This window comes from Segatella baroniae B14 (assembly GCF_022024235.1).
Taxonomy (GTDB): Bacteria; Bacteroidota; Bacteroidia; order Bacteroidales; family Bacteroidaceae; genus Prevotella; species Prevotella bryantii.
Genome location: NZ_CP091800.1, coordinates 770,837 through 795,340, shown reverse-complemented (window position 1 = coordinate 795,340; position 24,504 = coordinate 770,837). Strand labels below are relative to the sequence as shown.

The window sequence follows — 24,504 nt, the reverse complement described above, 5'->3', positions numbered from 1 at the left end:
TGATATAGTATATCCTTTATAGCTGAAGTGATTTGCTCAGGTATAATAACCTTCGCCTGATTTTTATCTCTCGAAAATCTTACTTCAACAGTTTTTCCACCATGAATATTACATGATACGATAATATTCAAATCATGATCAATGATGAGATTGTTATACAAGTTTACATCTTATATCCTCACCACTTTTGGAAGACATATTGAGTTTATTTAGTTCTTTCATTAACTTTTTAAGTCCATGAGGAGTACTTTCTGAATAAGTCTTATAATCTATACAAGCTTCGTAATTTGTACAATCAACACTGATGTCCGTAATTAGATTCCATGATACATACTTTATAACAACACTATCTACTTGTGAGCTTATATTTTGGCTGAAAGCTGATAGTGAACAAGCAAACATTATAAATATTAATAAAAATCTCATACACCTCTCCTTAAAATCACCACGATTACCAGAATTTATATTTCCATCTTTTTGTTTTCATGATAATTCATTTGGCTATAATAGAATTAAGTTATACGATTTAATCAGATATATAAAAATAAGTGATTAATTTTCTTACAAAATTATATATAAACTAGATACATTGTTTATTTTTTTAACTTTTTTTGTACTCAATAGGTAACTTTCATATTCGAGACCACAAAGGTGGTACAGGTTCTGCGCTGCTGTCAAAGGATACACATACCAGCAAGAGTTTGTCTCTTTACGAATTATTTTGGCTTAGATTACTAATATTTCTTTTTATGATTATAACCACATTTTGAATAATGAAAACAATAGGAAAACTATTCCATAACTTATAATAACTTATATGGATTACATCCTTCTTGCAGAAAATATCAAGAAAAGCACAACATAGGACTATGTTGTGCAGTAGTTCCAGAACATCAGCCTTGACCATCGCTTGTACATGCGGTTTCTTATACTCAGAGACAAAGAGAGAATAACCCTCGACTTTCTTTGAGCTGAAGTCCTGAAGTCGCCCTTGATGATAGGTTTCACCCACTCATGGAGAAAATCATATGCTTCCATATCGCTTGCTCCTTTTCTGTTATATAGCTACATACTTCTGAGTAGGGCTTTTCGGCGATTCCGGCTCTGTCATTCGAAGAGACTTGTTTAGAAGTGGATCAATATACCTTTTCTTGACTTTATATTTGTCGGTCATACCAAGGTGCTCGCAAATTTCAGATAAAGTCTTTGGCTCTTTGCAGAAAGCAAGGAGCTTTTGCTCATTCTTCTCTTTCTTACTTACTGCCTTTTCGTCATTACTTACTGCCTTTTTGCCGCTACTTACTGCCTTTTCATCATTACTTACTGCCTTTTTGCCGCTACTTACTGCCTTTTCATCATTACTTACTGCCTTTTCTGTGTTACTCCCTGCCTCTGAGGCAGCAAGTGGACGGCTCACACGAACGGTAAACTGGTTCCCCTCCTTGCTGTCAATGAACTCCACATGGCTGTCTTCGGCCAATACGCGAGGGATGCCTGAGCCTAAACCACGATAAGGCATGGTCTTGGCGCAGAAGTTGGCCATCAAAGGGTTGCGGGCATACGAGTTGCCCAGTTTCACCTCGTCTATCGTATGACCACCCATCACGCAGCCAGGATTCACTATTTCCAATCTGTCATCGAACACCATCAGACGGATAGCAGCTGTTTTCAGCAGGTCGATATGTACAAGAGCATTCTGGAGCAACTCTTCCAGTACGGTTTCAGGAATCTCCAACTGTCCGATAGAGTTAAACGACTGTCCGTTCTGTGTTCGGCGAAGGCATGACTTCAGCCACATCATAGCCTGTTCGAACATTTCAGGAATGGTACCTTCTATGTCACGACTGTCACGGTATTCCGTACCAGCAATGCTGTTGCCATAGAACCAAACAGCCTTGATAACAAACATAGGTTTGAACTGTTGCGGGCGTTGACCAAAGAACAACAATCCTGCTGTGGTAAGCCTTCCTTCCGAATCCGTAATATGAAGATTGTGCAACAACTGATCTTGCGGCACGTCAAACTCTGTCATGGGTTTGCCATAGACATTCTGGAAGAAACGGTCAAGAGCCAACGTGTCAATGTCTCTCACCGACGTATCTTTCACACTGGCTTCGTCAGCGTGATACTCGCCTGAATCTTGAAAGAGGCTTAACAGTTCGCTGTTCTCAGTCACCCGGCGTTTGTCGGCACCTTGCTTCACCCAGATATGACCAGCCAGGTCTTTGTAGGGCTTATTACGCCCTCTTTGCACGGTAGCCACCAGAATCATCTTTCCATCCACTTCCACAACATCTGTCTGGATGTAGATGGTTGGGCGTACTTGTTCGTTGGCGGTGTTGCCAAGTTCGCGGCTTGTCTGTTGGATAGCATCGTAGTCGAGACCAAGAATCTCGCCAGTCTTGTCTTTCACTCCAAACAACAGTTCTCCACCTTCACTATTGGCAAAGGCTACCATTTCGGCGGCAATCTCCTTCTGCGTAGTGAACTGTTGCTTAAACTGCACTCGGCTCGTCTCACCACAGCGTATCTTATTCTTCAGCTCCTCTTTCTTCATACCTTATTATAATATAGGTTTCATTCAGCCTTGTGATTGCAAAATTACACATTTATTGTCATATTATAATCGCTATACTCAAAAAATAGCCGAAATAGAGCAAATTCATTCGGCCATTTGTGGAATTGAAGCATAAATGATAGTTGTACCCTATACCTATTGACTATTAGCCTGGAGACCATTCACTTCTTCAAAACCTATCGAGGTTGTATTTTCGTTCTTTTTCTTTGCCATATAATGCTATTATTCGTATTACTTCATGTACGATTTGTCCGATCTTCTTCGTTAATATGTTCTTGAAAGGCATTCATCAGCCTCTCATATTCAAGTTTATAGCGCTTTTGCCTTTCCAAATCCTTTTCCGTTGGCTCTGCAATGCGGCTGATATCCATATTGTTGCGAAGATCATTCAACTTCACTTTGAGAGCAAGTTTATTAACACATATACGAGAAAGGTATTCTTCCCTGTTTGGTGCTGTGTGGTGATTGAGCAATTGAAGGGCGGTGGCAATTTCATCCCACTCTTCCTCGGTAGGCATATGGCACTGTTCCGCTGGATATTGAAAGAAGTCCTCTTCAAAGTCATCAATCCATGATTTGTCGTCTGGATTGTTCATCCATGTCTCTAATTTCTGTTTTACTAAATGTATAATCGTGGATATGTCGTTGGTCGTGTCTTCCGCTGCGTCATGCAGTAATCCCACCACCTGTTCTTTCCAATCATATCCACTCTTTCCTACAGGAAGTAAGTGAGAACTAAAGTAGTCATTACCTCCTTTGTCTTTTTGCCCTTGGTGTAAATCTCTGGCTACATAGGCCGCTGCATATACAACATGAATTTTATATCCCAAATGCTCATCTAAAGACTCTTCGTACTTCTTAGCCTTTTGAGGATTAAAAGTCGCTACATGAGCTAGGTAATCACGATAAACAGCCTCCGTGTCACCACCTGGGTCCATGAAATCAAACAGAGTATCCATGTAGTTATCCATGTATGAAAGATCCTGCTCATTGGTCGCCTTAAAACCCGCCACCAATGTCTTGCAAAGTCGGAACTGAGCATTGTGGTGCTCAGCTATCTTTTGAAACATATCATGCATATCTTTAGGAAACTCCATGTTGCTTTGTTATATTACGTCATTCATCATTTCACCATATCTAAGATTGTTTCAGGTGATGTTGTTAATTTAGTGACTGCATATAGTCCTGTGCCAATGTCTTTTACAATTTTGGCGTTGACACCAACTGCAGTCTGTGACCTCAGCACGCTACTAAGCATGGCAACTCCGTTATAAATTATGGCTCTTGTTGACTACAAAATTACAAAAAATATCTTGTATAACCTTTGGTTATATCGAAAAGAATTGCCTTTCGATGGCTTACTTCTATGATTATTTTTTTATATTCCTTCCTTTTTCAGCGTAGTTTTATAATGTCACTCCAGCGGGTGGTTGGATTCTTACTTCTAAAATCGTGCTTGATGGCATTGGCAAAGACTTCTGCCTTTCCCTTACCATTCTTCTGGGTGTACTGCTGGGCACCGATAACAATAGTCTCTGAGCCGTGCATGCGGTTGATGCGGTCAATTACCTTATCGAGTCGACGCATCTTCTGAATCTGCTCGGCATTCAGGTCAAACAAGTCCTGCTGTATGGGTGAGTCTGGTGAGATACCCATCACAATGACACCTGCTTTCTTATACTGGTAGCCCTGAATGAAAATGCGGTCAAGGACGTCGTGAGCAGCCTGAACAATGGGAATCGTTGAACTGGTTGGAGTGACAAGGCGCAGTTCCTGAAAGTTCCAGTATTGTGCAAGGTCTTCACGGAAGGCATTGGTATTGACAAACACGCCAACAATAGTGGCCACGGTCTTCTGAGTTCTCAATTTCTCTGCGCAGCGGGCAGCATAGTTGGCAATGTGAGTGCGCAGGGTGTCCTTGTCGCTGATCATACCGTTGAACGATCGGCTGGTGCAGATGCTCTTCTTCTTAGCCAGTTCCTCATTCGGCACAGCATCTTCGCCGTTCAGTTCCTGCCACGTGCGCACGATGTTGATGTTATTGAACGTCTGTCGTACCCAATCCTTGTGATGCTTGGCAAAGTCGAGGGCCGTTTTGCAACCTAATGACTGGAGTTTGGCAGCATAGCGCCTGCCGATGCCCCAGACATCCTCTATCGGACACCATTCGAGTGCCTTCTCCCGTTTGTAGTCCGTATCGATCATGCAACAGTGCTTATACACCTCGAACTTCTTGGCGAGCTTCGAGGCGATCTTCGCCAGTGTCTTGTTGGGAGCCAGTCCGATGCTGATAGGCAAGCCCACCTCACGCTTCACTCGCTTGTGCAGGTTTTCGCCCCACGTCTGCAACTGATCCAACGCTATGCCGTCAAGATACATGAAGCACTCGTCAATCGAGTAGCGGAAATAGGCAGGAGTTTCTTGGCGGATGATGCTCACCACTCGACCTGTCAATTCGCCGTACAGTTCGTAGTTAGAGGAAAAAACGGCTATCTTCTGGTTGGGGAACTGCTGGGCAAGTTGGAAATAAGGTGTACCTTCCTTGATACCCATCGCTTTGGCTTCGTTGGAACGTGCCACCACACAGCCGTCATTATTCGACAGCACAACAATTGGCTTCCCCTCCAAGTCAGGACGGAAAACCTTCTCACATGAGCAGTAACAGTTGTCCAAGTCAGCTATACCATACATCTGTTTTATATCTTTTCAAAAGTCCTTATCAGATGAATCACAGTTCCCCAAATCTGGAAGTTCTCTGGATCTTTGACCTTGAAGACTGGATAATCAGGGTTGGCAGGACGCAGTTCAATGTAGCCGTCTTTCCGATGTGTCAGGTCAAGGAATTTCATCGTGAAGCCACCGTCCCACCATGCCACGACGATGGAACCGTCATGTGGCTCTACAGCCCTGTCAATAATCACACGGTCACCGTCCAACAGTCCTGCATCCTTCATCGAATCTCCCTCTACGTCACCATAGAACGAGGCTTCAGGATGACGGATATAGTCACGGTTGAAGTCCAGCGTCTCATGGATATAGTCTTCGGCAGGTGAAGGAAACCCCGCCTTCACCCCTGCATGTTGCAGTTCCTGTTTGGTGTCAAATACACCGCGTATGATCTTGATATTGCTCATTTCCTATATAAATATTTCCAAATGGATATTGCTTCATCGCTGAACTGGAGCTTTCGCTCAGACTCGCGAACGATTCGGAGTACACGACTTTCTGTAAGGTCTGGTGCCACATCGATAGGACATGCCACGTATGCTTCTGCATCAACAGACTGTAGTAGTTCCCTGAGTGTCATACTATATTCATGAAACATCCTAAAATCAGGCACAAAATTACGAATTTATCTCTGATATTTATCAGAAATGACTAATTTTGCAACAAAGTTTAATAATAAGGCAGATAAATTGGAATTTATGGAAGATATCAGAATATATCATTCAATTTGGAAAAACATAGCCTTAATGGCCGTATGTTTTGCGTTTGTTGCAATGGGAATTTTCATACTTCTACATGGAGAACAATCATTCACTGTATGGTCTGGCATCTTATTCTTTGGCGGAGGTGGACTTTTCGTATTATTTCTCATACTGAAAGAAAGAATAACCCACACACCATATTATATGATTACGGACGATGGCATCATCATGAACAGTGGTTTAAAGACTTATGAAGTTCACTTTACAGATGTAGAATGCTTCTATCTCACGAAAGTGGGAACAGTAAGGGGAAAGACAACGTTGATAGGCATACAATACAAAGAAAGCATAGAGTTGCAGAAAATTGAAGATGCTAGCATGGCTGGGCGTGCCGTTCGCCGCTTCAACAAGAGTGTGGCTGGTTCACAAGAAGCTCTCCCGCAGATGGTTTGACGATCAAGCCAAAGGACTTGTGCGAAATTTTGAATGAGAGAGTAAAAAATTCACGAAATATCTGATAGCTGAACAGATCTGGAACGTCGCCTACGGCTTAGCACCAGGTGAGGCAACACAGGACACCGAGGGAATGCAGACCATGCGCACCTGATGAGCTGCTGAAGGAACTGACTCGAAACTCATACAAGGTAGTCAAGGCGAAATATACAAAAAAAAAGATATGAAACTATTATTCTCCTTTTTATTGACTGTGGCCAGTCTTTCAACTTTTGCACAGCAAACAATTAAAATTTCAGGCAGAGTTACCGATTTCAATGACAAGCCTATCAGTAATTGTACAGTCATGCTCATGGATGGGCGCTTTAATGCAATTGACAGTGTAGTAACCGACAGCGTTGGATTCTATCTGATGAACGGAATTAAGCCTGGAAAATACATGGCTCTTACTGCTATCAAGTGGGATGAGTATGTAAGATTCAGTAAACTTCCTGAACAAGATCGACGACTGGAATTCTGGGCTTGGAATATCATTGCCGACAAGGACATGATTATCAATCCTCGCTACCATAGGCTTGAACTGTATGGCACGACAGCTTTCTGCCCTACGGGAACTAAAGCTCTGATGGTTTATACCCGCCCGATGAGTGCTACAGAGGCTATGAAATACGATGAGAAACTCTACCGAGATAATAACAACGGAGTAATAGACTATTCTGTGAAGCTCGAAAATTTTCAGGTTCAAGCATTCATCGATGACAAGGAGGTTAAGATTCGTCATATCGAAAATATGACAGAACAATATGGCAATCAGAAAATGGGTGCATTCATTTTGATGCTGGACTATAATGTTCGTCACGATGACAGAACCGTTCACAAAATCCGCATAACTGCAGAAAATGTTAAATACCACGAGAAGGGCGAGAATATCTGCTTCTTTCAAAATTCTGATTGCAGATAGCTGACAGGGCCTCTGACTCAAAAACTCGTAGCATGAAACTGAAGAAGTGTAAAATTAAATATTATTGCAACTTTTCATCAGACGATGTGGTTCGTGACAAGATCTCTGCCATAGTGGAGGACGTCAAGTCGCCATGATGATGAAATAACTAGTCTCGCTGATGTTCTGTCTATGATATGTTTTAAATATTCCACTGTATACGGATCAAAAAGCGTACCATATTCATCATACCCCGGTTCACCTTTCCATTGTAAGGCTGTTTGGTATTCCATTGTATTAAGGACACCGTCAAAATCGAGAAAAATGTATCGTTCTTCTATCTTATTATCCATCTCTCTTTTCTTTATGTGATATAATTCATGTGATAGCGTAGTCGAGCACTATGGCACTTAGGGCAGAATAGCGGGTCATTATGACCTTTAAATATTGATTCCTCCTTTTTTCTTATTATTGTGCCACATTGTGGGCATACAAAATCTTCTTTTGCTTTTCCAAAGGTGTGGTACTCTTTACTTTCGTTATACTCGCAAGCAAAGGCATGACAATTAGGACATTGCCTGCCAATCGTGCATGACATTATCCCATGAGTAAAACTAGTTATTTCCTCTTCATAACCACAATCGGCACATTTGATTACCCCGGCACCACGCATCATTGAAAAGCAAAGATAATGTTCATCTGGGCCTAACCCCAGAGATGCATTAAACTTTCTTTCTTCTTTCAGCTTTCTTCTTTTCTTGATCTTTCCAAACATATCGTTAAAGAAATATCCAATGACTATGAATGGTAAAATTGCTATGACAAAGGGTCCCACAACTAATGTGATCAAAAATTGTTTTAGTGTTGTCCTTTCAGAATCTCGCTTCTTTTTTTTATCGTAGCAGAGAATGCGAATGCCTATTATAAGACTTGCGAACAAATATATAAGTATATACCACACCATAACACGAATAATTGAATTATTGTGCAAAGATACAAATTAAAAATTGAGTATAAAGTGTTTTTTCAGGAAAATGACTTTCACAAGGCTTGTAGATGCATTTCCTGTGGCCGTCCGTATCCATTACTTTTCAGCGATGCAAAGGTAAATCGCAGCTGTCGAATGACCTCGGTATTCGGTACGGATTAAGCAAAATCTTCCTTTCCCTTCTGGCAAGAGTATTTGGCTGAATCCGTGCCACAGCTTCCGATTGTCTATCGTCATCGGCAACCTTCTGAGAGCATCGTGAAAAGTAAAGTCCCGAACGGCAATGAGCAATTCATCAAGTGTCCGGCTGTCCTTCTGCTGGCCATCATGAGACTGGCAGGAACGCAAGGTGAACATGATTTCTTTCCAACAGTCATCGCTTGATGTCTCGTTGGCCAACTGTTGCCAGCCTTCCTTCGTGTCAGTCCTACTGGTTAGGCTATGCGCTATGAATGCCCGCAGACACATCCTGAACATTTCGGCTGTAAAACTGGTACTTTGACCGTCTACCATCTGCTTGCTGAATACATCTGCCATCTGGCGAAGCCCGTGGTCGAATGTGACGAAGAAGTAGATGCTGTAGGCGAGAGGTTCACCTTCAACGGCAATACGCTTGTAAAGTTGTTCAAGGTATTCGGGTACAAACAGGAGCGAATAGACATAGACAGTCTTTGTGACAAGCAGAGCCAAGTTCTGCAGGGCTAATTGCGACTTCAAGTTCTTGTTGTCCTGACTATCGGTAATATTTGACATCGCAAATTGCGACTTCAAAAAATCAAATTCCTCTTTGGTCAATTGGAACATGAAGTCGCTAGGGAATCGTTCTATATTACGTTTTACCTGCTCATTCAGGCGACGTGTTTCTACCCCATATAGAAAAGCCAAAGTAAAGGGCATACTGCAATTTTGAAATAACTCAACTATTCGTTTTTCCTATTAGCTCAGAAACTTCTATTGGAAAATGCGATATTTTACATAAAAACATAGCATCAGAATACGATATTTTACAAGAAATGACGTTTTAGAACGCGATATTTTACATAATAACGCCACAATTTTAAAAGTGTAGTTTTGACATTTATCATTGAAAAGTGTAGCTTTTTGCCATCAAAAGTTATTGAAAAGTGTAAAACCCCTGCCTGTAAGTGCTTTCTGAATAATAATTTGGCTATACCTCGTATCCAAAATGCTTTGGATATTGAAGCATATCATTTTGAAGGAAAGTATTATCTTACCAAATAAATGGTGGCAGATTTCTATGAAGTGGATTCACGAACCATTGACAATTATCTATCTTCACATGAGGATGAGTTGAAGCACAATGGTTACTTTTTATGTAAAGGTAATCTACTGAAAGACTTTAAGTTACAATTTGCTCACGAAAATAATTTCGTGAGCAAAATCACTCAGTTGGGTCTTTTCGACTTTCGTGCATTTAAGAACCTACTTACTCTATTTTTTAGATTCGTTTTTGCCCACTTGTCCCGCTTTTAATCTATCCAGTCGGGTAACTACAAGTTCCTCATACGTTTGTTTCTGCTCATCGCTGAGGAAGGAATCTTTTATGAGCTGTTGCCATTTTGGAAACACCTTATGAAGCCCTGCAACGAGACGCTGTACAACATTTTCTTCCAGTCCCATTGTCTTTGCGGCATTAAGGAAGTCTGCCAAACGGAGTTTCGTCTTCTTTCCCGCAAGAGTAAGTGCCAATTCCTCCTTGTCCTTCGGATTGGCAATGGCAACATTCAGCAGGTCATAAGCTGGCGTCAGTCGATAGTCCTCAGCAGGTCGGTAAAGCGAGAAGTTCTTCAGGTGCATGTCATTGTTGCCTGTGACAAAACAGAAGAGTAGCAACTGCATGTAGTTCGTGAGATCGAATTTTGGTGTGTTGCTGTACTGCAAGATTGTCTTTGCTATCTGCTCATGCGATCCTTTATATTTGTATTCCGTAGGGTGCAACGTGAGTTGACACATGTCTTCCATGTCTATCTTCTCGCCATTCTTGGTGCGGTCAATACGCTTTGTGATGTACCCCAGTTTTCCATCAGCCAAACGGATAAGACTATGAGGTACCACACTAATCTTTGCGGCTTCCGCAAGATGCATCGTCAAATCCTCGTTTTCGGGCAACTGCTCGTAATTCTCCGTTTGGGGCTTGAAGATGTAATCTCCCCAAAGTCCTACGATAGTCAGTCGGCTACATCCATCGTGTTTGTCGAGATTCAGAGACAATTTGGGTTGGACGCCTGTCAGAGATGTCTGAGCACGAATTATCTGCTCGGCTAATTGGTCGAGTTCTTCATGTTTGTACTCCAGCAAGGGCACATCCTTTGTTCCAAAGAATTTTCGGGCACAACTTGGATGAAAGTCTTTCTGACCTTCTTTCAATTCCTTATAACAGTACAGACATTTACACATTGTCACCTCCTTCCTTATTTATAGGAACTACACTGACAGAACCGATACACTCCTTACAGCATAACAATAATAGTGACATCCGGTCAAGAATACTAATGTCGGTATTGCGAAGTGCCACATCAAGCAGCCATCCTTCAGGTATCAACCCGTCAAAGAACGGGAATAGTATAGGACTTACGAATGTCTCCGCTTGTAATGGGAGTGTCAGACTTACAGGTTGCGCATCTCTACGTTTGAGGTACGCTTCATCATAACAGAAACGGTATTCTCCACCATCTTCTGTCAAGATGCCAGCAAGGACATCCTTTCGATAAATCTCAGCTTGTCTCATTGCTTTTTAGTTGCTGTAAGTTCGTAGTTAAACAAATCAAGTAGCTGGTTGACCTTATCCATTCTTAGTGTCGGCTTTCCCTGTTCCAGATTGCGTACAAAGCACAAGCCTACGCCAGACTTCATAGCCAGATCTTCTTGCGTAAGGCCATATTCCTTGCGCAAATCCTTAACCACCTTCGATAACTTTGTCTTTTCCATACAAATTATATTCTTTCGAATGCAATATTACAATATTATTTGCAAATTACATGCGTTCTGATATAAAAAGTGTGACATTTAACATTTTTATATGCTTTCTACTATAGTTTTACGTTCTTTTCGGTGATTAATGTCAATTTTATTCGGTCATTTGTGGAATTAAAGCATGAATGATAGTCGCCACTTATAACTATAGACTATTAGTCTGGAGACCATTTGCGTAAACAATGCGTAAACAAACTATTTCAGTTAGGGGTATTTTGTGAGTTTCAGTGAAAATCGCAAAGATATAACTCTTTGACCATCAGTATAGTTACAAATTATAGACTATCACGGAATATCATTATATTGGTCTCATAATCTGGAGGTCCTAGGTTCAAGCCCTGGCTGGTCCACACTAAAAATCAAGCACTTACGAGTTTCTCGCAAGTGCTTTTTCTTTTGTCGGTGACCTTCAGGTGACCTTTTTGGAGCAAAAGTGACCCTTCGTAACCTTCTGAAATGTAGAGTAATTTTTTTGTGAGTTCAAGAAATGTTTTCGCTAAAAAAGCATATTTCCCCATGATTATTGCATTTCTAAGTTGCCATTTTTGCGTTTTCTTCAAATATTTTGCAGATTTTGTTCATTTTTATCCATAAAAGAACATATATGGCAAAAAAACAGTACCTTTGTACTCGAATATACATTATATATATAGTATGGATAGTAAGCATCTCAACCGAATCAAGGTCGTTTTAGCTGAAAAAGATAAGAGTAATAAATGGCTGGCTGAGCAATTAGGTAAAGACCAAGCTACCATTTCCAAGTGGGTTACAAATACAACGCAACCTAATTTGGAGATGCTATTGCTAATAGCAAAAGTACTGGAAGTAAATGTAAACGAACTAGTACGTCCTTTAGAATAATGGCAAACGTAAAAAACGGATCATTCAGAGAAAGTATAATTGACAGGTGTCTCCAAAGTAGAAGGGGCTATTCCACTCAGGAGATATTTGACAAGTGCAACGATGCCTTAGAACGTCGCGGAGAACTGCCCATCAGTGCTCTGAACACCATTCGTAACGATATCTTATCCATTGAGAACCGTTGGCATATTGTGGTGGAACAGATTCGAAGTGGCCGTGAAATCAGGTATCGTTATGAAGACCCCCACTTCTCTATTTTCAACACACCGCTGAATGAAGAAGAGATAGCCCAACTTACTCAGTCCGTTTCCATGCTTCGCCGTTTCGAGGGGATGCCAGGCTTTGAGTGGGTAGAAGAGATGAGTGCCCATATGCAAGAAACAGTCAGTGCCAGTCCAGAGCCAGTTATTGGTTTTGATGAGAACAAGGAACTTAAAGGTATGTCGTTCTTTACGCCACTGTTCAATGCCATTGCAGAAAAGAAAGCCATCAAGATTAAGTACTATACCTATAGGAGTAATAAGGTGATTGATGGCGTCGTTCATCCTTACTATTTGAAAGAGTACAATCAGAGGTGGTTCCTCTTCGCCCTTAATAACGAGTACAAGGACTTGTCTATATATGCACTTGACCGTATTGAGGCTGTGGGGAAGTCTTCAGCCAAATTCATTCCCAATACAGATATTGATTTCTCACATTACTTCGATAATGTAGTTGGTGTTAGTGTCAAGTCTAATGAATTTCCCCAGACTGTTAAGATATGGGTAGATAAAGAGCAACTTCCCTACACTCTCTCTAAGCCTCTTCACAGATCACAGACAGTGATTGAAGAGAATGAAGATGGTAGCGCCGTAATAGCTATTGAGGTGATACCGAACTTCGAGTTGGAACAGTTGCTTCTTTCCTTCGGAGAACGATTTGAAATACTATCTCCAGCTTCACTGAGAGAGAAAATTTTAGCAAGAATTAAAAAAAACATCGAAAAATACAAATAGGTTCAGATAGATTGAATATATAGACAGTAATTTTGCAGCCGAAAATGAATGTCTAACCTTTCAACTTTGTGCATATGACGAATTGGAACATGAGTGAGCAAACAAGAAATAGTGTTACTGAAGCCATTTGGAAATTCTTTTCTGCCTTTTGGTCAAGAATAGAAATTCCAAATGAATATCCTGTTATTGGACTGATAGCAGCCCTTCTCTATCTAATGAAGAAGGGCTATGTCTCAATACAGACAAATGTCCAAAAGGATTCTACAGACATTATCTCCTTGATGGACTTATCTTATATGGAGATAACAAGCAAACGTCACTACGTCGAATGGAAATCTCTTGGTATTTCCAATAAAGCAATTGTATCTGACTACCCAAAAGACGACTCATTAGCTGACACTATTTCAAAGTACCTTTCCCTCTTAGACAGAATGTCTGGAGAGCCTGCATATATCTTTGAGTTTGTCGAAACTATTTTAAAATATCAGGAGGGTGATTTATACTATCTCCAGGTTTTAGATATTGCTTTATCGAAGTTCTCGTCTAATCACTCTGCGGGTCAATTCACACAACCTGTCGAATTTGCAGAGTTGGCTTCTGCATTGGTTGAATCGAGAGGTAAAGACATTTATAACCCATTTTCTGGGCTTATGTCATTTGCTACGGCAATGAAAGAATACGCATCCTTCACAGGAGTGGAGCGTGATCCTTTCATTGCAGACATTAGTATCTTTAGAACACACCTCGCAGGTATTCAAGACAAGGCTTCTTGTATTCCGGGAGACGTTCGAGATTGGTCTAAAATATCGTATGATATAATTGTCTCTACTCCACCTATCGGAGTACCAATATCGGTGAAGGACGAAAACCGTCCGATTCGTTCAGAATGTTTTTGCCTGAAGAACTTTGAAAGCCTAACAAATGATAATGGCGTGCTGTTTACATTTGTTGTACCATCTGTTCTGTTTGATTCTAGACGCGCAAGAGAGATTCGCCATGAACTCACGGAGAAAAACTATCTCGATGCGGTAATTTCTTTGCCTGCAAACCTGATGCGCCCATACACATCAATTTCCCTTGTGGCCGTCCTTTTAAAAAAGGGCAGAGATAAAAATGCACCAATCAAAATGCTTGATGCCTCTGAATTCAACAAGGGTGACAAGAAAAAACCGATTCTTGATGTAGAAGCTGTTGTAAATTGTCTCAACAATCCTAAACATGACAATTGCGTCTTTGTTACACAAGACGACATCAGGCATGGCGATTACATCTGGAGCGTAGAAAAATATCTCAATCCTATTAGAGAGTCTTTCCCGGAAGGATACGAAGTCATCTCATTAGGGGATGTGGTCGAACTTATCAGAGGTGAGCGTCACTTTGAAGAGAAGAGCGGGCATCTTGCACAAATCGCAGACTTGGCTCCTGAAGGAGAGGATTGTGTTCGTACAGTGGATTTCTTCGAGACATCACGCAATTTGGCACACGCTACAAAGATTACAGAACCTGTGATACTTCTATCATCTATCCGGCTTTTGAGACCCACATTTTGCGAGGCTTCACCAGAAAAGCCGTTATTCTTGCATCCTAATCTTTGGGCTTGTAGGATTACACAAGGTTGGGTTTCTCCGACATACCTTTGCCTAGAGATTTCCAGGAGGTTTGTTCAGGCAGCAGGAAATGTCATTCCACGTATCAGACGAAGAGATTTATTGGGAATGAGAATTGCCGTCCCTTCCGTTGGACTGCAAAGGAGTTTTGAAGAACAAAACAACCTTTACAAGGAGGCAGCCAACAATGCTAAATTGGCAAAGGCTAAAGAGTTTGGACTTCAAAGTCTCATTGAGTCGATGAAGGCCGAATACATCAACACCGTGCGAACAAGAAAGCACGATATGATGCCTTATATGCGTGAACTGGGGTCTGTATCTCGCTCCATTCGTGGCTATATCGGTAAGTATGGCTCTCCAGAGTTGCAATCGAAGATGGCAAACCTTTTCTCGCAATTTGATGATGCTTTCAATGGTTTGTCTGCTTTGGTGGATGTGTTCAGCCAAGAAAATAAATTTGGCACACCTGAAGTCGTGAATATCGATGCTTTCCTTCGCCAATTGGCAAGAAAATACGACGATAGGTCATCAGCTTTTAGCGTAGAGTATTACTGCGATGACAATGCTCTTAAGGCTTATGGATTGCCAGCGCACGACATCAAGAAAAAGAATTTCTCGATGTTGAATGGTTTTATATCCTTCGAGGCTGAAATTTCAAAGTCTATTGAGCCTGTAAAGCTGTTTGTTGAAATAGCACCTCTGGATTTAGACAGAGTAGTTCACAACATTATTGACAATGCCGTGCAACATGGCTTCATTGATGCAGAGAAAATAGATTACTGTATCGACATTACCCTCACAGTTGACCCTGAGAGGGATATGTTCCAGATAGATTTCTCAAACAATGGTATTCCTTTACCGTCTGGCATGGACAAAAAAAGCTATGGCTTGTTAGGAGAAAAGGCTGGTGTTACTGGCAGAACAGGACAAGGTGGTCATATAGTAAAATCCATCGTAGAACACTACAAAGGAGACTATGACATCTTCATGGATGGTGAGAATACGGTGGTTAGAATCTTGTTACCAATTTCAAAAAGCAATGGACAAAATGTATAACATACTTTGGATTGACGACGAATGGGATAAGATGAAAGCATTCCAAGACGAATGCAAAGAATTCCATGACTTGCTTCTTGTACCCTTCCGCACAAGAAAAGCAGGCATTGAAGCATTAGAAAAGGATCTCGACAGATGGGATGCAGTACTTCTTGATGCAAAGATGTTTGATGAAAGTGAAAACGAAAGAGCTAGTCTTAAAGGATTAGCAAAAGCAAAACAAAGGCTGGATGAGTTAAAGTTGAAAAAGAACATTCCCTACTTTATCTCAACTGGCCAACCGGGATTATTGTCAAGTGAGGACTTCAAAGAGTCTTATGGTGATTATTATGAGAAGGGAAAAGATGACGTGAAACTTATTGATGACATCACCAAGGCCATAGAGAATTCTGACATTACACAAGTTCACACCCTGTATAGGGATATGTTTGAAGCGTTGAAAACTTTAGAAATACTTCCAGCCACCGAGTACATCCTCACTGATATTTTGGTCCCGATGCACTTCCCTGCTAATGACCCTAGTTTCAGACCTGTGCATCATTTCAACCAACTTCGGCAGGTCCTGGAATATATTTTTAGGTCCTGCAATAAAGTTGGACTTATTCCGGACAAATGTATGCAGGGAACAAACGTTAACCTGAATCAATGCTCTTTGTACTTGGCTGGCAAGAATGCAGATAAAGCAGGAGTAAGATATGGAGAGCCTGGAGAAAGAGTTATTCCTGACTATATCGAGTCCTTTATCCGCTCCATTCTTGATTTCGGTAATACGCATTCTCATACTGTTGAGCTGTCTGCTGATGATCAGAAAAAGATTGAGGCCATCTTCCACTCAAAGAAATCTAGATATATCATTTTCGGGCTGACCATGCAAATATGTGAAGTCATCACATGGATGGCCGATTATATTTCTAAGCATAACGACAAAGAGATCAACTTGTTCTTTTGCAAAGAACTTCCCAAGGATGCTGCATCTTACAACGGTCGTGAATTGGAGCCAGAAGAAGATGAAGATGGTGTCTGGCATTGTGAAGAGTGTATGGTTGCTATCAGAGAATGGATACCAGGAAGAAAAATGCGACTGAAAGATGCGCAGCTGAATACGCGAGAGAGCAAAATGAAGTATCCCTACTTCGCTAAATTTGATAAATTATAAAGTTTTCCTGATTGATTCACATCTATTGAACCTATTATAGGTAAATTTGCAAACGAAAAGAAAACAAGATATGGCAAAAAAAGCAAAAAAGAAGTCTTCTGATTTGTTTGATGCTCCGAAGACACCACAGGAGCTGAAACTGGAAGGTGTGCAGAATTTGTACAACTTCTTGTTTGAGGCGTGCAATATCATACGAGGACCTGTGAGTCAGGACAACTTCAAGGACTATATAACGCCTATTCTCTATTACAAGCGTATCTCTGACGTGTACGATGAAGAGACTGAGGCGGCTTTGGAAGAAAGTGGTGGCGACATGGAATATGCGACATTACCAGAACAGCATCGCTTTGTTATTCCTGATGGTTGTCATTGGAAGGATGTACGTGAACGTAGCGAGAATCTTGGCGCGGCCATCGTTGGTGCTATGCGTGGTATAGAGTTAGCCAACCCTGATACGCTTTATGGTGTGCTTAGTATGTTCAGTGCTCAGAAATGGACGGACAAGAAGAACCTTTCAGACGGAAAGATACGTGACCTGATAGAACATCTGAGTACAAGGAAACTTGGAAACAATGACTATCCTACCGACCTAATGGGCGATGCCTACGAAATCTTGCTGAAGAAATTTGCTGATGACTCAAAGGCAAAGGCTGGTGAGTTCTATACTCCTCGTTCTGTAGTACAGTTACTTGTACGCATCCTCGATCCTCAACCTGGTGAAAGTGTCTATGACCCTGCTTGCGGTTCTGGTGGTATGCTTATTGAGGCCGTACATCACATGAATCATAGTAACCTCTGTTGTGGAAACATCTTCGGTCAGGAGAAGAATGTGGTTAACTCGGCTATTGCCAAGATGAACCTTTTCCTTCATGGCGCAAGCGACTTCAACATTATGCAGGGTGACACTCTCCGCAATCCGAAAATCTTGCAAGGTGGAGAGGTTGCAAAGTTCGACTGTGTGATAGCCAATCCCCCATTCTCGTTGAAGAAATGGGGCTCGGTGGAATGGTCATCAGACAAGTATGGTCGTAACATCTGGGGAACGCCCAGCGACTCGTGCGGTGACTATGCATGGATTCAGCATATGATAGCATCGATGGCTCCAGGCAAGGGACGCATGGCTGTGGTAATGCCGCAGGGAGTACTCTTTCGAGGCAAAGAAGAAGGACACATCCGTGAAAAGTTGGTGAAAAGTGATATGGTAGAGGCTGTTGTTACCCTTGGTGATAAGCTCTTCTATGGAACAGGCCTTTCACCATGCTTCCTGATTATTCGCAAGATGAAGCCCGCTGCACATAGTGCGCGTATCCTGATGATAGACGGCACCAAGATTCTGACTCCGAAACGAGCTCAAAACATATTGGAACAGAAGGATGTTGACCGATTATTCGAGTTATATGTCAACTATGAGAACGTGGAAGACTTCTCACAGGTGGTAACACTCGACGATATTGCAGCAAAGGGTTATGACCTATCGCCCAATAAATACGTACAGTACCACCGTGAGGCTATCAAGCCTTATACCGAGGTACTGGCAGAGTTCAAGGCTGCTTACGAAGAAGTGAAACTTCGCGAAGCAGAATTTAGAAAAATAATAAATGCTTAGGCTGATGGAAGAGATTGTTAATAAAAACAACGAAATAGTCTTATTCAACGATGTCTGTAACATTATAGACCAGACTCGTAATAAGATTGCAGTATACGTCAATACAGAGGTATGCCTTACCAACTGGTATGTGGGTAAGCGTATTAAGGAAGATGTGCTATATAATCAGCGAGCCGAATACGGAAAACAGATACTCAAAAATCTTTCCAAAAGATTAACCGAACAGTACGGAAGTGGTTGGAGCATCTACAAACTGCAACATTGTGTACGCGCTGCGTACACTTTTACTGAAGATGAAATTGTGTACGCCACTCGTACACAATTAAGCTGGACACATCTTCGTTCCCTCATGGGTGTGAAAGATTCCCTTGAAAGACAGTTCTATGCACAAATGTGTACGATAGAACATTGGGATACCCGTACCTTGGACGAGAAGATAGATCAGCAGCTGTACCAGCGCACAGCCATAAGCAGAAAACCAGAAGAAGTTATTAAAAAAGAGCTTCAGGAAGCAAGGAACAATAATCAGTTACTACCAGATATGGTCTTTAGGAGTAGCTATATACTTGACATGCTTGGCTTGCCAGATGTGTTCTCGGAAAGCGACCTGGAAACCGCGATTATCACGCAGATTGAAGACTTCATCAAAGAGTTAGGCTCCGATTTTACATTCGTAGCACGCCAGAAGCGTATTACTGTAGATGCTGTAGATTATTACATCGATCTGCTATTCTTCCATAGGGAATTGAGACGCCTAGTTGCCATCGATTTGAAACTAGGTAAATTCAAACCAGAACATGAAGGACAAATGTTGCTTTATCTCAGGTATCTCAATCAAAACGAGAAGAAACCATGGGAAGAGTCGCCTATAGGTCTTATTCTGTGTTCGGAAGGAAATACTGAGCACGTTGAATATCTCATGCTGGATGAAAACAGTCCTATAAAAGTTGCTCAATATTACACCCAACTTCCCGATAAGAAGCTTTTGGCAGCCAAATTGAAGAAAGCCATCGCTATAGCAAGAGAACAATCCCAAGTTCATAAAGAATGAACAACATGAAGGAAGAACATAAGAATACACAATACCGTCGAGCAGACGAGACAATCTCATTGGACGAACTGAAATCGTTCCTATGGAGTGCTGCTACCCGTCTGCGCGGACAGATAGATGCTGCTGGCTATAAGGAATACATCTTCCCGTTGCTGTTTTTCAAGCGCATCAGCGATGTATATGATGAGCAGTTTGATGGTTTTGTAGCAGAAGGAGGTGAGGAATATGCTGGTATGCAAGCAGCAGAACTGGCCATCCGTATTCCTGATGGTGCTCATTGGCGTGATGTACGCGAAGTAACGGAGAATGTTGGCCAGCGCTTGGTTGAAGCTTTTATCGCTATAGAACAGGCTAACCCGGGAGAAGAAGCGGATGGGCGTGTCATAGGTGGATTGGACGGTATCTTTGGTCCGAAAGACGGATGGACCAACAAGAATAAGATGCCAGACCACATCATCACTTCCCTTATCGAAGACTTCTCTCGCTATAACCTGGGGTTGTCTTCCTGTCCTGCCGACGAGATGGGCCAGGCATACGAATATCTTGTAGGTAAGTTTGCCGACGATGCAGGCAATACCGCACAGGAGTTCTATACCAACCGAACGGTGGTAACACTGATGGCAGAGATTCTCCAGCCACAGCCAAACGAGAGCATCTATGACCCAACATGTGGTAGTGGAGGTATGCTTGTGAAGTGTCTCGACTTCCTTCGTCAGAAAGGTCTGCCTTGGCAGGGAGTCAAGGTTTTCGGACAGGAAATCAATGCTCTGACTGCATCTATCGCACGCATGAACCTCTACTTGAATGGCGTAGAGGATTTCAGCATTGTTCGTGAAGATACGCTTGCACATCCTGCTTTCGTTGATGGTAGCCATTTGCGCAAGTTCGATATCGTGTTGGCAAATCCGCCGTATAGCATTAGCGAATGGAATAGGTCTGCCTTTGAACATGACAAATGGGGACGTAACATGTGGGGGACTCCTCCGCAAGGGAGAGCCGACTATGCGTTCATCCAACATATTGTAGCATCTATGAATAACGATCATGGGCGTTGTGCGATTCTTTTACCTCATGGTATATTATTCAGAAATGAGGAATCAGAAGTCAGAAAAGGACTTGTCCTCTCCGATAAGATAGAGGCCGTGATAGGTCTTGGCCCTAATCTTTTCTATAATGCCCCAATGGAGGCGTGTATCCTGATATGCAATAATCGCAAGGCAAAAGAACTAAAGAACAAGGTTATTTTCATTAATGCCAAGTATGAAGTAACACGTAAGAATGCTGAAAGCTTCTTGGAAAATTCTCATATCAAGAAAATAGCAGAAGCGTATAAAAGTGTAAACGATATAGCAGATTTCAAGCGGTTGGTTGACTTTGAAGAAATTGAAAAGAACCGTTTTGACCTAAGCATACAAAAATATGTTTACATTAGTGAGATAAATAAAGCGGAAGCAGTTTCTGCCGAAGATGCCTTGGCATCTTGGGAAAGGCAACACTCATTGCTGGTAAACTCTGTAGATACACTAATTGGAATGTTAGGCTCATGAACTATAGATTTGACAAAATAGCTTTCAATAGCACTGCAAAGAAAACTCCTACCGAATCTGACAAGGAACATTACATCGGATTGGAGCACATTGATAGCGAGTGTTTAGAAATCACTCGCTGGGGTTCTAATGTTGCTCCTATAGGTGAAAAGTTAATTATGAAAAAGGGCGATATTTTGTTTGGCAAAAGACGAGCATACCAAAGAAAACTTGCCATTGCGCCTTTTGATGGCATTTTTTCAGCTCATGGAATGGTGCTTCGACCAAACGAAGAAGTTGTAGACAAAAACTACTTCCCGTTCTTCATGAGCTCCGACTTATTTATGGAAAGAGCCGTTCAAATCTCTGTTGGAGGACTATCACCAACCATCAATTGGAAGGACCTTCGTGAACAGGAGTTTCCTCTTCCCTCTCTCGCAGAACAAAAAGTTCTTGCAGATAAACTTTGGGCGGCATATCGCCTGAAAGAGTCATACAAGAAACTTCTTGCTGCAACCGAAGAAATGGTGAAATCGCAATTTATCGAGATGTTCTATAACGAAAAATATCCTCTTCAAAAACTTAAAACACACATAGATGTTATAAGAGGTGTTTCGTATAAACCGGTAGATATCAAAGAAGAAACTTCCGATAGTATTTCTGTTATTCTACGCTCAAATAATATCATCAATGGTCAAATTAATTTTGACGATGTTGTATATGTCGATAATAAAAGAGTAACAACAGAGCAGGTTCTGTCTAAAGGTGATATTGTGATGTGCGGCTCTAATGGAAGTAAAAAGCTTGTTGGCAAGGCAGCGATGATTAATACAATTCCATCTTACCGTACATCATTCGGTGCTTTTTGTTTAGGAATTAGATGTAAGGAGTCTATTCTCCCAGAATATCTTTCCGTCTATTTCCAAACTCCGAAATATAGAGAAGTTATCGAATTTCTCGGTTCTGGCTCGAATATATTAAATATAAAACCAGAGCATATATATAATTTAGAAATTCCAATTCCATCTTTGGAAGACCAAAAGCACTTTGTTACTATTGCCGAACAGGCCGATAAATCAGGATTTGAAATCAGAAAATCAATAGAAGCGATTGATAATGTGATAAAAAGTCTGATAAACGGCTAAAAAAAACGAAGGTCACACGTTAATTAAATCAACAAAACATATAAAGATATGATTGACAATTTAATTAATGAAATAGAACAGGCGATGCTCAATGTTCTTGATAATGAGCAGCTAAGCCAGTTGCGAAAGGTGCTTGATTACACCTTTCGCAATATTTCCGTGACTAAGAAAGAATCTGTACATACAGAAAGTAACAACCAGACTCTTATTGACAATTTCATAGCTGCCAAGAAAGTTGAAGGCTGCTCTGATAAGTCTATCTCTTACTACAAGAGTACAATAAATAATGCTCTTGTTAAAATTAAGAAAGAGGTTGTGCATATCACCACCGATGACTTGCGAGGTTATTTGAACCAATATCAGGAAGAAAGTGGTGCAAGTAAAGTGACGGTTGATAACATCCGGCGCATTTTATCCAGTTTCTTCTCTTGGCTTGAAGAGGAGAACTACATAGTAAAGAGTCCTGTACGGCGAATACACAAAGTGAAAGTTGGCAAGACCGTTAAGGAAACCTATACCGATGAAGCCTTAGAGCAGATGCGTGACCATTGTTCGAATATACGTGATCTTGCTCTAATAGACCTACTCGCTTCCACAGGAATGCGAGTAGGCGAATTGGTAAGGCTCAACAAAAACGATATTGACTATCAGAATAGAGAGTGTATCGTTACGGGTAAGGGAGATAAACAGCGAAAGGTTTACTTCGATGCCCGTACCAAGATACACCTTCAGAAATATGTTAATAGCCGTACTGACACAAATGATGCGCTCTTTGTGTCATTATTGTCCCCAAATAACCGCTTAGAAATTAGCGGTGTAGAAATCCGTCTACGGCGACTTGGGCGAGAGTTGAACATTCCAAAAGTTCATCCTCACAAGTTCCGTCGTACTCTTGCTACAATGGCTATAGATAAAGGCATGCCCATCGAGCAAGTCCAGCATCTGTTAGGTCATCAAAGTCTCGACACAACATTGCAGTACGCAATGGTGAATCAGAACAATGTTAAGTTATCTCACCATAAATTCATTGGATAGTATGTCGCAATTTATCGAGATGTTCAAAAGCGAAGACAACTATGAACCATTGGAGAATGTAGTTGTTGTAAAAGATGATTGTAGAAAGCCTATCAATGACGGAGTTCGCGGTTCTATGAAGGAAGGAGAATTGTACCCATATTATGGCGCAACAGGTGTTGTCGACTATATTAATGACTATATCACAGACGAAGAACTTCTTTGTATTGCAGAAGATTGTGGTAATTATAAAGCAGGCGAAGATAGTTCCTATATCATTAACGGCAAGGCATGGGTTAACAACCATGCTCACCTAGTTAAGGCTAAAGAATGCTGTGAAATAAAATATCTTCATCAATATTTGAAGATAACAGATTTGATGCCTTACGTTAGTGGAACAACAAGGTTAAAGTTGACACAAAAGAAGATGAAAGAAATACCTGTTTTGCTTCCATCAATTGAACTCCAAAATAAGTTTGTGTCAATTGCCGAACAGGCCGATAAATCAGGATTTGACGGGCTCATATCGCAATTTATCGAGATGTTTGGACAGTCTCCATTAATCAATGACATGAATGAGTGCTTTTCTGTAATCAGAAATGGAGCGAACATTAAACAGGGCCAAATTGAAGGCGGAATTCCTATTACAAGAATAGAAACGATTTCCGAGGAAATTGTAGACCGTGCGAAAATGGGATATGCAGGAATTATTGATGACAAATACAAGCCTTATTATTTACAAAATAATGACATTCTCATTTCTCATATCAACAGTCTAAAGCACATCGGAAAGTGTGCTCTATATTCTCAAACAGGTAATGAGACTATAATTCATGGTATGAACTTGTTGTGCTTGAGACCTAAGTGTGAAATTATGAATCCTGTATTTGCTATTCATATGTTACGTTCCAATATAATTAAAAATGAGATAGCCAACATAACGAAGCCTGCTGTTAATCAAGCAAGTTTCTCTGTAAAAGACTTTGGAAGAATCAAGGCTATTCTTCCGAATATGGATGAGCAAAAGAAGTTCGTTCGAATTGCAGAACAGACCGATAAATCAGGATCTGTCTTGCAATATAGGATTGCATGTTAAATGAAAATAA

Annotated in this window: 24 protein-coding genes and 1 pseudogene; 13 read left to right on the top strand and 12 right to left on the bottom strand. The window is 41.2% G+C overall.

All coding sequences use genetic code 11. From position 1 onward, the window contains the following. Positions 1–867 precede the first annotated feature (867 nt). From L6469_RS13305 to L6469_RS13280, 6 genes are all read right to left on the bottom strand, one after another. A complete protein-coding gene (locus tag L6469_RS13305) occupies positions 868–1,038 on the bottom strand; it encodes a hypothetical protein (RefSeq protein ID WP_155815420.1) in 171 nt (56 codons plus the stop codon). Between the two features lie 19 nt (positions 1,039–1,057). Then, the gene (locus L6469_RS13300) at positions 1,058–2,557 is read right to left on the bottom strand and encodes an RNA-binding domain-containing protein (RefSeq protein ID WP_006281906.1); all 1,500 of its coding nucleotides are present in this window, start codon (positions 2,555–2,557) and stop codon (positions 1,058–1,060) included. Positions 2,558–2,814: 257 nt separating this feature from the next. Then, positions 2,815–3,675 (bottom strand): hypothetical protein, encoded by an 861-nt coding sequence (locus tag L6469_RS13295; protein WP_006281907.1) that lies wholly within the window; start codon positions 3,673–3,675, stop codon positions 2,815–2,817. A 298-nt stretch (positions 3,676–3,973) separates the two neighbouring features. After that, positions 3,974–5,269 carry a Y-family DNA polymerase gene (locus tag L6469_RS13290; RefSeq protein WP_006281908.1) on the bottom strand — a complete coding sequence of 432 codons (1,296 nt, stop codon included), beginning with the start codon at positions 5,267–5,269 and terminating at the stop codon, positions 3,974–3,976. A 5-nt stretch (positions 5,270–5,274) separates the two neighbouring features. Beyond that, positions 5,275–5,649, bottom strand: a complete 375-nt coding sequence (locus tag L6469_RS13285) for a LexA family protein (protein ID WP_306432720.1) — start codon at positions 5,647–5,649, stop codon at positions 5,275–5,277. Positions 5,650–5,708: 59 nt separating this feature from the next. After that, complete coding sequence (locus L6469_RS13280) at positions 5,709–5,885, bottom strand: hypothetical protein (protein ID WP_155815421.1); 177 nt, start codon at positions 5,883–5,885, stop codon at positions 5,709–5,711. A gap of 67 nt (positions 5,886–5,952) precedes the next feature. Between L6469_RS13280 and L6469_RS13275 the strand changes: the two genes are divergently transcribed. Next, positions 5,953–6,459 (top strand): STM3941 family protein, encoded by a 507-nt coding sequence (locus tag L6469_RS13275; protein WP_039870024.1) that lies wholly within the window; start codon positions 5,953–5,955, stop codon positions 6,457–6,459. A gap of 223 nt (positions 6,460–6,682) precedes the next feature. Beyond that, positions 6,683–7,420: a carboxypeptidase-like regulatory domain-containing protein gene (locus L6469_RS13270; RefSeq protein WP_006281911.1), complete on the top strand. Its 738-nt coding sequence runs from the start codon at positions 6,683–6,685 to the stop codon at positions 7,418–7,420. A 77-nt stretch (positions 7,421–7,497) separates the two neighbouring features. On the opposite strand, the gene L6469_RS13265 is transcribed toward L6469_RS13270, so the two are convergent. The 3 genes from L6469_RS13265 to L6469_RS14725 form a co-directional block, all read right to left on the bottom strand. Continuing rightward, entirely contained in the window at positions 7,498–7,752 is a 255-nt protein-coding gene (locus L6469_RS13265; protein WP_006281912.1) for an HAD domain-containing protein, read from the bottom strand. An 11-nt stretch (positions 7,753–7,763) separates the two neighbouring features. After that, positions 7,764–8,174 (bottom strand): hypothetical protein, encoded by a 411-nt coding sequence (locus tag L6469_RS13260; RefSeq protein ID WP_143067174.1) that lies wholly within the window; start codon positions 8,172–8,174, stop codon positions 7,764–7,766. A gap of 309 nt (positions 8,175–8,483) precedes the next feature. Next, positions 8,484–9,284, bottom strand: coding sequence for an ORF6N domain-containing protein (locus L6469_RS14725; protein WP_006281914.1), 801 nt, complete (start codon positions 9,282–9,284; stop codon positions 8,484–8,486). Between the two features lie 255 nt (positions 9,285–9,539). On the opposite strand from L6469_RS14725, the pseudogene L6469_RS14765 reads away from it, so the two are divergent. Beyond that, positions 9,540–9,833: pseudogene (locus tag L6469_RS14765) on the top strand (DNA-binding protein); the annotation flags it as partial. 6 nt (positions 9,834–9,839) lie between these two features. Here L6469_RS14765 and L6469_RS13250 read toward each other — a convergent pair. The 3 genes from L6469_RS13250 to L6469_RS13240 are packed head-to-tail and all read right to left on the bottom strand — an operon-like array spanning position 9,840 to position 11,336. Next, positions 9,840–10,805, bottom strand: coding sequence for a HipA domain-containing protein (locus tag L6469_RS13250; protein WP_006281916.1), 966 nt, complete (start codon positions 10,803–10,805; stop codon positions 9,840–9,842). Next, entirely contained in the window at positions 10,798–11,136 is a 339-nt protein-coding gene (locus tag L6469_RS13245; protein WP_006281917.1) for a HipA N-terminal domain-containing protein, read from the bottom strand. The genes L6469_RS13250 and L6469_RS13245 overlap by 8 nt, the downstream gene beginning before the upstream one ends. Then, the gene (locus L6469_RS13240) at positions 11,133–11,336 is read right to left on the bottom strand and encodes a helix-turn-helix transcriptional regulator (RefSeq protein WP_006281918.1); all 204 of its coding nucleotides are present in this window, start codon (positions 11,334–11,336) and stop codon (positions 11,133–11,135) included. The genes L6469_RS13245 and L6469_RS13240 overlap by 4 nt, the downstream gene beginning before the upstream one ends. A gap of 699 nt (positions 11,337–12,035) precedes the next feature. Here L6469_RS13240 and L6469_RS13235 point away from each other — a divergent pair. From L6469_RS13235 to L6469_RS13190, 10 genes are all read left to right on the top strand, one after another. Beyond that, a complete protein-coding gene (locus tag L6469_RS13235) occupies positions 12,036–12,242 on the top strand; it encodes a helix-turn-helix transcriptional regulator (protein ID WP_074803185.1) in 207 nt (68 codons plus the stop codon). Further along, positions 12,242–13,237 carry a helix-turn-helix transcriptional regulator gene (locus L6469_RS13230; RefSeq protein ID WP_039869913.1) on the top strand — a complete coding sequence of 332 codons (996 nt, stop codon included), beginning with the start codon at positions 12,242–12,244 and terminating at the stop codon, positions 13,235–13,237. Before L6469_RS13235 ends, L6469_RS13230 begins: the two co-directional genes overlap by 1 nt. 74 nt (positions 13,238–13,311) lie before the next feature. Beyond that, positions 13,312–15,900, top strand: coding sequence for an N-6 DNA methylase (locus tag L6469_RS13225; RefSeq protein ID WP_074803182.1), 2,589 nt, complete (start codon positions 13,312–13,314; stop codon positions 15,898–15,900). Next, positions 15,884–17,056 (top strand): hypothetical protein, encoded by a 1,173-nt coding sequence (locus tag L6469_RS13220; RefSeq protein ID WP_039870837.1) that lies wholly within the window; start codon positions 15,884–15,886, stop codon positions 17,054–17,056. The genes L6469_RS13225 and L6469_RS13220 overlap by 17 nt, the downstream gene beginning before the upstream one ends. 70 nt (positions 17,057–17,126) lie before the next feature. After that, complete coding sequence (locus tag L6469_RS13215) at positions 17,127–18,662, top strand: type I restriction-modification system subunit M (protein WP_006282998.1); 1,536 nt, start codon at positions 17,127–17,129, stop codon at positions 18,660–18,662. A gap of 4 nt (positions 18,663–18,666) precedes the next feature. Then, positions 18,667–19,713, top strand: coding sequence for a PDDEXK nuclease domain-containing protein (locus tag L6469_RS13210; RefSeq protein ID WP_039870842.1), 1,047 nt, complete (start codon positions 18,667–18,669; stop codon positions 19,711–19,713). A gap of 5 nt (positions 19,714–19,718) precedes the next feature. Then, the gene (locus L6469_RS13205; protein WP_006283000.1) at positions 19,719–21,260 is read left to right on the top strand and encodes a type I restriction-modification system subunit M; all 1,542 of its coding nucleotides are present in this window, start codon (positions 19,719–19,721) and stop codon (positions 21,258–21,260) included. Beyond that, entirely contained in the window at positions 21,257–22,384 is a 1,128-nt protein-coding gene (locus L6469_RS13200) for a restriction endonuclease subunit S (RefSeq protein ID WP_006283001.1), read from the top strand. Before L6469_RS13205 ends, L6469_RS13200 begins: the two co-directional genes overlap by 4 nt. A gap of 48 nt (positions 22,385–22,432) precedes the next feature. Continuing rightward, a complete protein-coding gene (gene xerA / locus L6469_RS13195; RefSeq protein WP_006282654.1) occupies positions 22,433–23,419 on the top strand; it encodes a site-specific tyrosine recombinase/integron integrase in 987 nt (328 codons plus the stop codon). Between the two features lies 1 nt (position 23,420). After that, positions 23,421–24,494, top strand: a complete 1,074-nt coding sequence (locus L6469_RS13190; protein WP_162091556.1) for a restriction endonuclease subunit S — start codon at positions 23,421–23,423, stop codon at positions 24,492–24,494. Positions 24,495–24,504: the final 10 nt, after the last annotated feature.

Excerpts from the sequence above, each read along its gene's own strand:
- L6469_RS13305 (WP_155815420.1), bottom strand. The coding sequence starts at position 1,038 with ATGGAAGCATATGATTTTCTCCATGAGTGGGTGAAACCTATCATCAAG.
- L6469_RS13300 (WP_006281906.1), bottom strand. The coding sequence starts at position 2,557 with ATGAAGAAAGAGGAGCTGAAGAATAAGATACGCTGTGGTGAGACGAGC.
- L6469_RS13295 (WP_006281907.1), bottom strand. The coding sequence starts at position 3,675 with ATGGAGTTTCCTAAAGATATGCATGATATGTTTCAAAAGATAGCTGAG.
- L6469_RS13290 (WP_006281908.1), bottom strand. The coding sequence starts at position 5,269 with ATGTATGGTATAGCTGACTTGGACAACTGTTACTGCTCATGTGAGAAG.
- L6469_RS13280 (WP_155815421.1), bottom strand. The coding sequence starts at position 5,885 with ATGACACTCAGGGAACTACTACAGTCTGTTGATGCAGAAGCATACGTG.
- L6469_RS13275 (WP_039870024.1), top strand. The coding sequence starts at position 5,953 with ATGACTAATTTTGCAACAAAGTTTAATAATAAGGCAGATAAATTGGAA.
- L6469_RS13270 (WP_006281911.1), top strand. The coding sequence starts at position 6,683 with ATGAAACTATTATTCTCCTTTTTATTGACTGTGGCCAGTCTTTCAACT.
- L6469_RS13265 (WP_006281912.1), bottom strand. The coding sequence starts at position 7,752 with ATGGATAATAAGATAGAAGAACGATACATTTTTCTCGATTTTGACGGT.
- L6469_RS13260 (WP_143067174.1), bottom strand. The coding sequence starts at position 8,174 with ATGTTTGGAAAGATCAAGAAAAGAAGAAAGCTGAAAGAAGAAAGAAAG.
- L6469_RS14725 (WP_006281914.1), bottom strand. The coding sequence starts at position 9,284 with ATGCCCTTTACTTTGGCTTTTCTATATGGGGTAGAAACACGTCGCCTG.
- L6469_RS13250 (WP_006281916.1), bottom strand. The coding sequence starts at position 10,805 with ATGTGTAAATGTCTGTACTGTTATAAGGAATTGAAAGAAGGTCAGAAA.
- L6469_RS13245 (WP_006281917.1), bottom strand. The coding sequence starts at position 11,136 with ATGAGACAAGCTGAGATTTATCGAAAGGATGTCCTTGCTGGCATCTTG.
- L6469_RS13240 (WP_006281918.1), bottom strand. The coding sequence starts at position 11,336 with ATGGAAAAGACAAAGTTATCGAAGGTGGTTAAGGATTTGCGCAAGGAA.
- L6469_RS13235 (WP_074803185.1), top strand. The coding sequence starts at position 12,036 with ATGGATAGTAAGCATCTCAACCGAATCAAGGTCGTTTTAGCTGAAAAA.
- L6469_RS13230 (WP_039869913.1), top strand. The coding sequence starts at position 12,242 with ATGGCAAACGTAAAAAACGGATCATTCAGAGAAAGTATAATTGACAGG.
- L6469_RS13225 (WP_074803182.1), top strand. The coding sequence starts at position 13,312 with ATGACGAATTGGAACATGAGTGAGCAAACAAGAAATAGTGTTACTGAA.
- L6469_RS13220 (WP_039870837.1), top strand. The coding sequence starts at position 15,884 with ATGGACAAAATGTATAACATACTTTGGATTGACGACGAATGGGATAAG.
- L6469_RS13215 (WP_006282998.1), top strand. The coding sequence starts at position 17,127 with ATGGCAAAAAAAGCAAAAAAGAAGTCTTCTGATTTGTTTGATGCTCCG.
- L6469_RS13210 (WP_039870842.1), top strand. The coding sequence starts at position 18,667 with ATGGAAGAGATTGTTAATAAAAACAACGAAATAGTCTTATTCAACGAT.
- L6469_RS13205 (WP_006283000.1), top strand. The coding sequence starts at position 19,719 with ATGAAGGAAGAACATAAGAATACACAATACCGTCGAGCAGACGAGACA.
- L6469_RS13200 (WP_006283001.1), top strand. The coding sequence starts at position 21,257 with ATGAACTATAGATTTGACAAAATAGCTTTCAATAGCACTGCAAAGAAA.
- xerA (WP_006282654.1), top strand. The coding sequence starts at position 22,433 with ATGATTGACAATTTAATTAATGAAATAGAACAGGCGATGCTCAATGTT.
- L6469_RS13190 (WP_162091556.1), top strand. The coding sequence starts at position 23,421 with ATGTCGCAATTTATCGAGATGTTCAAAAGCGAAGACAACTATGAACCA.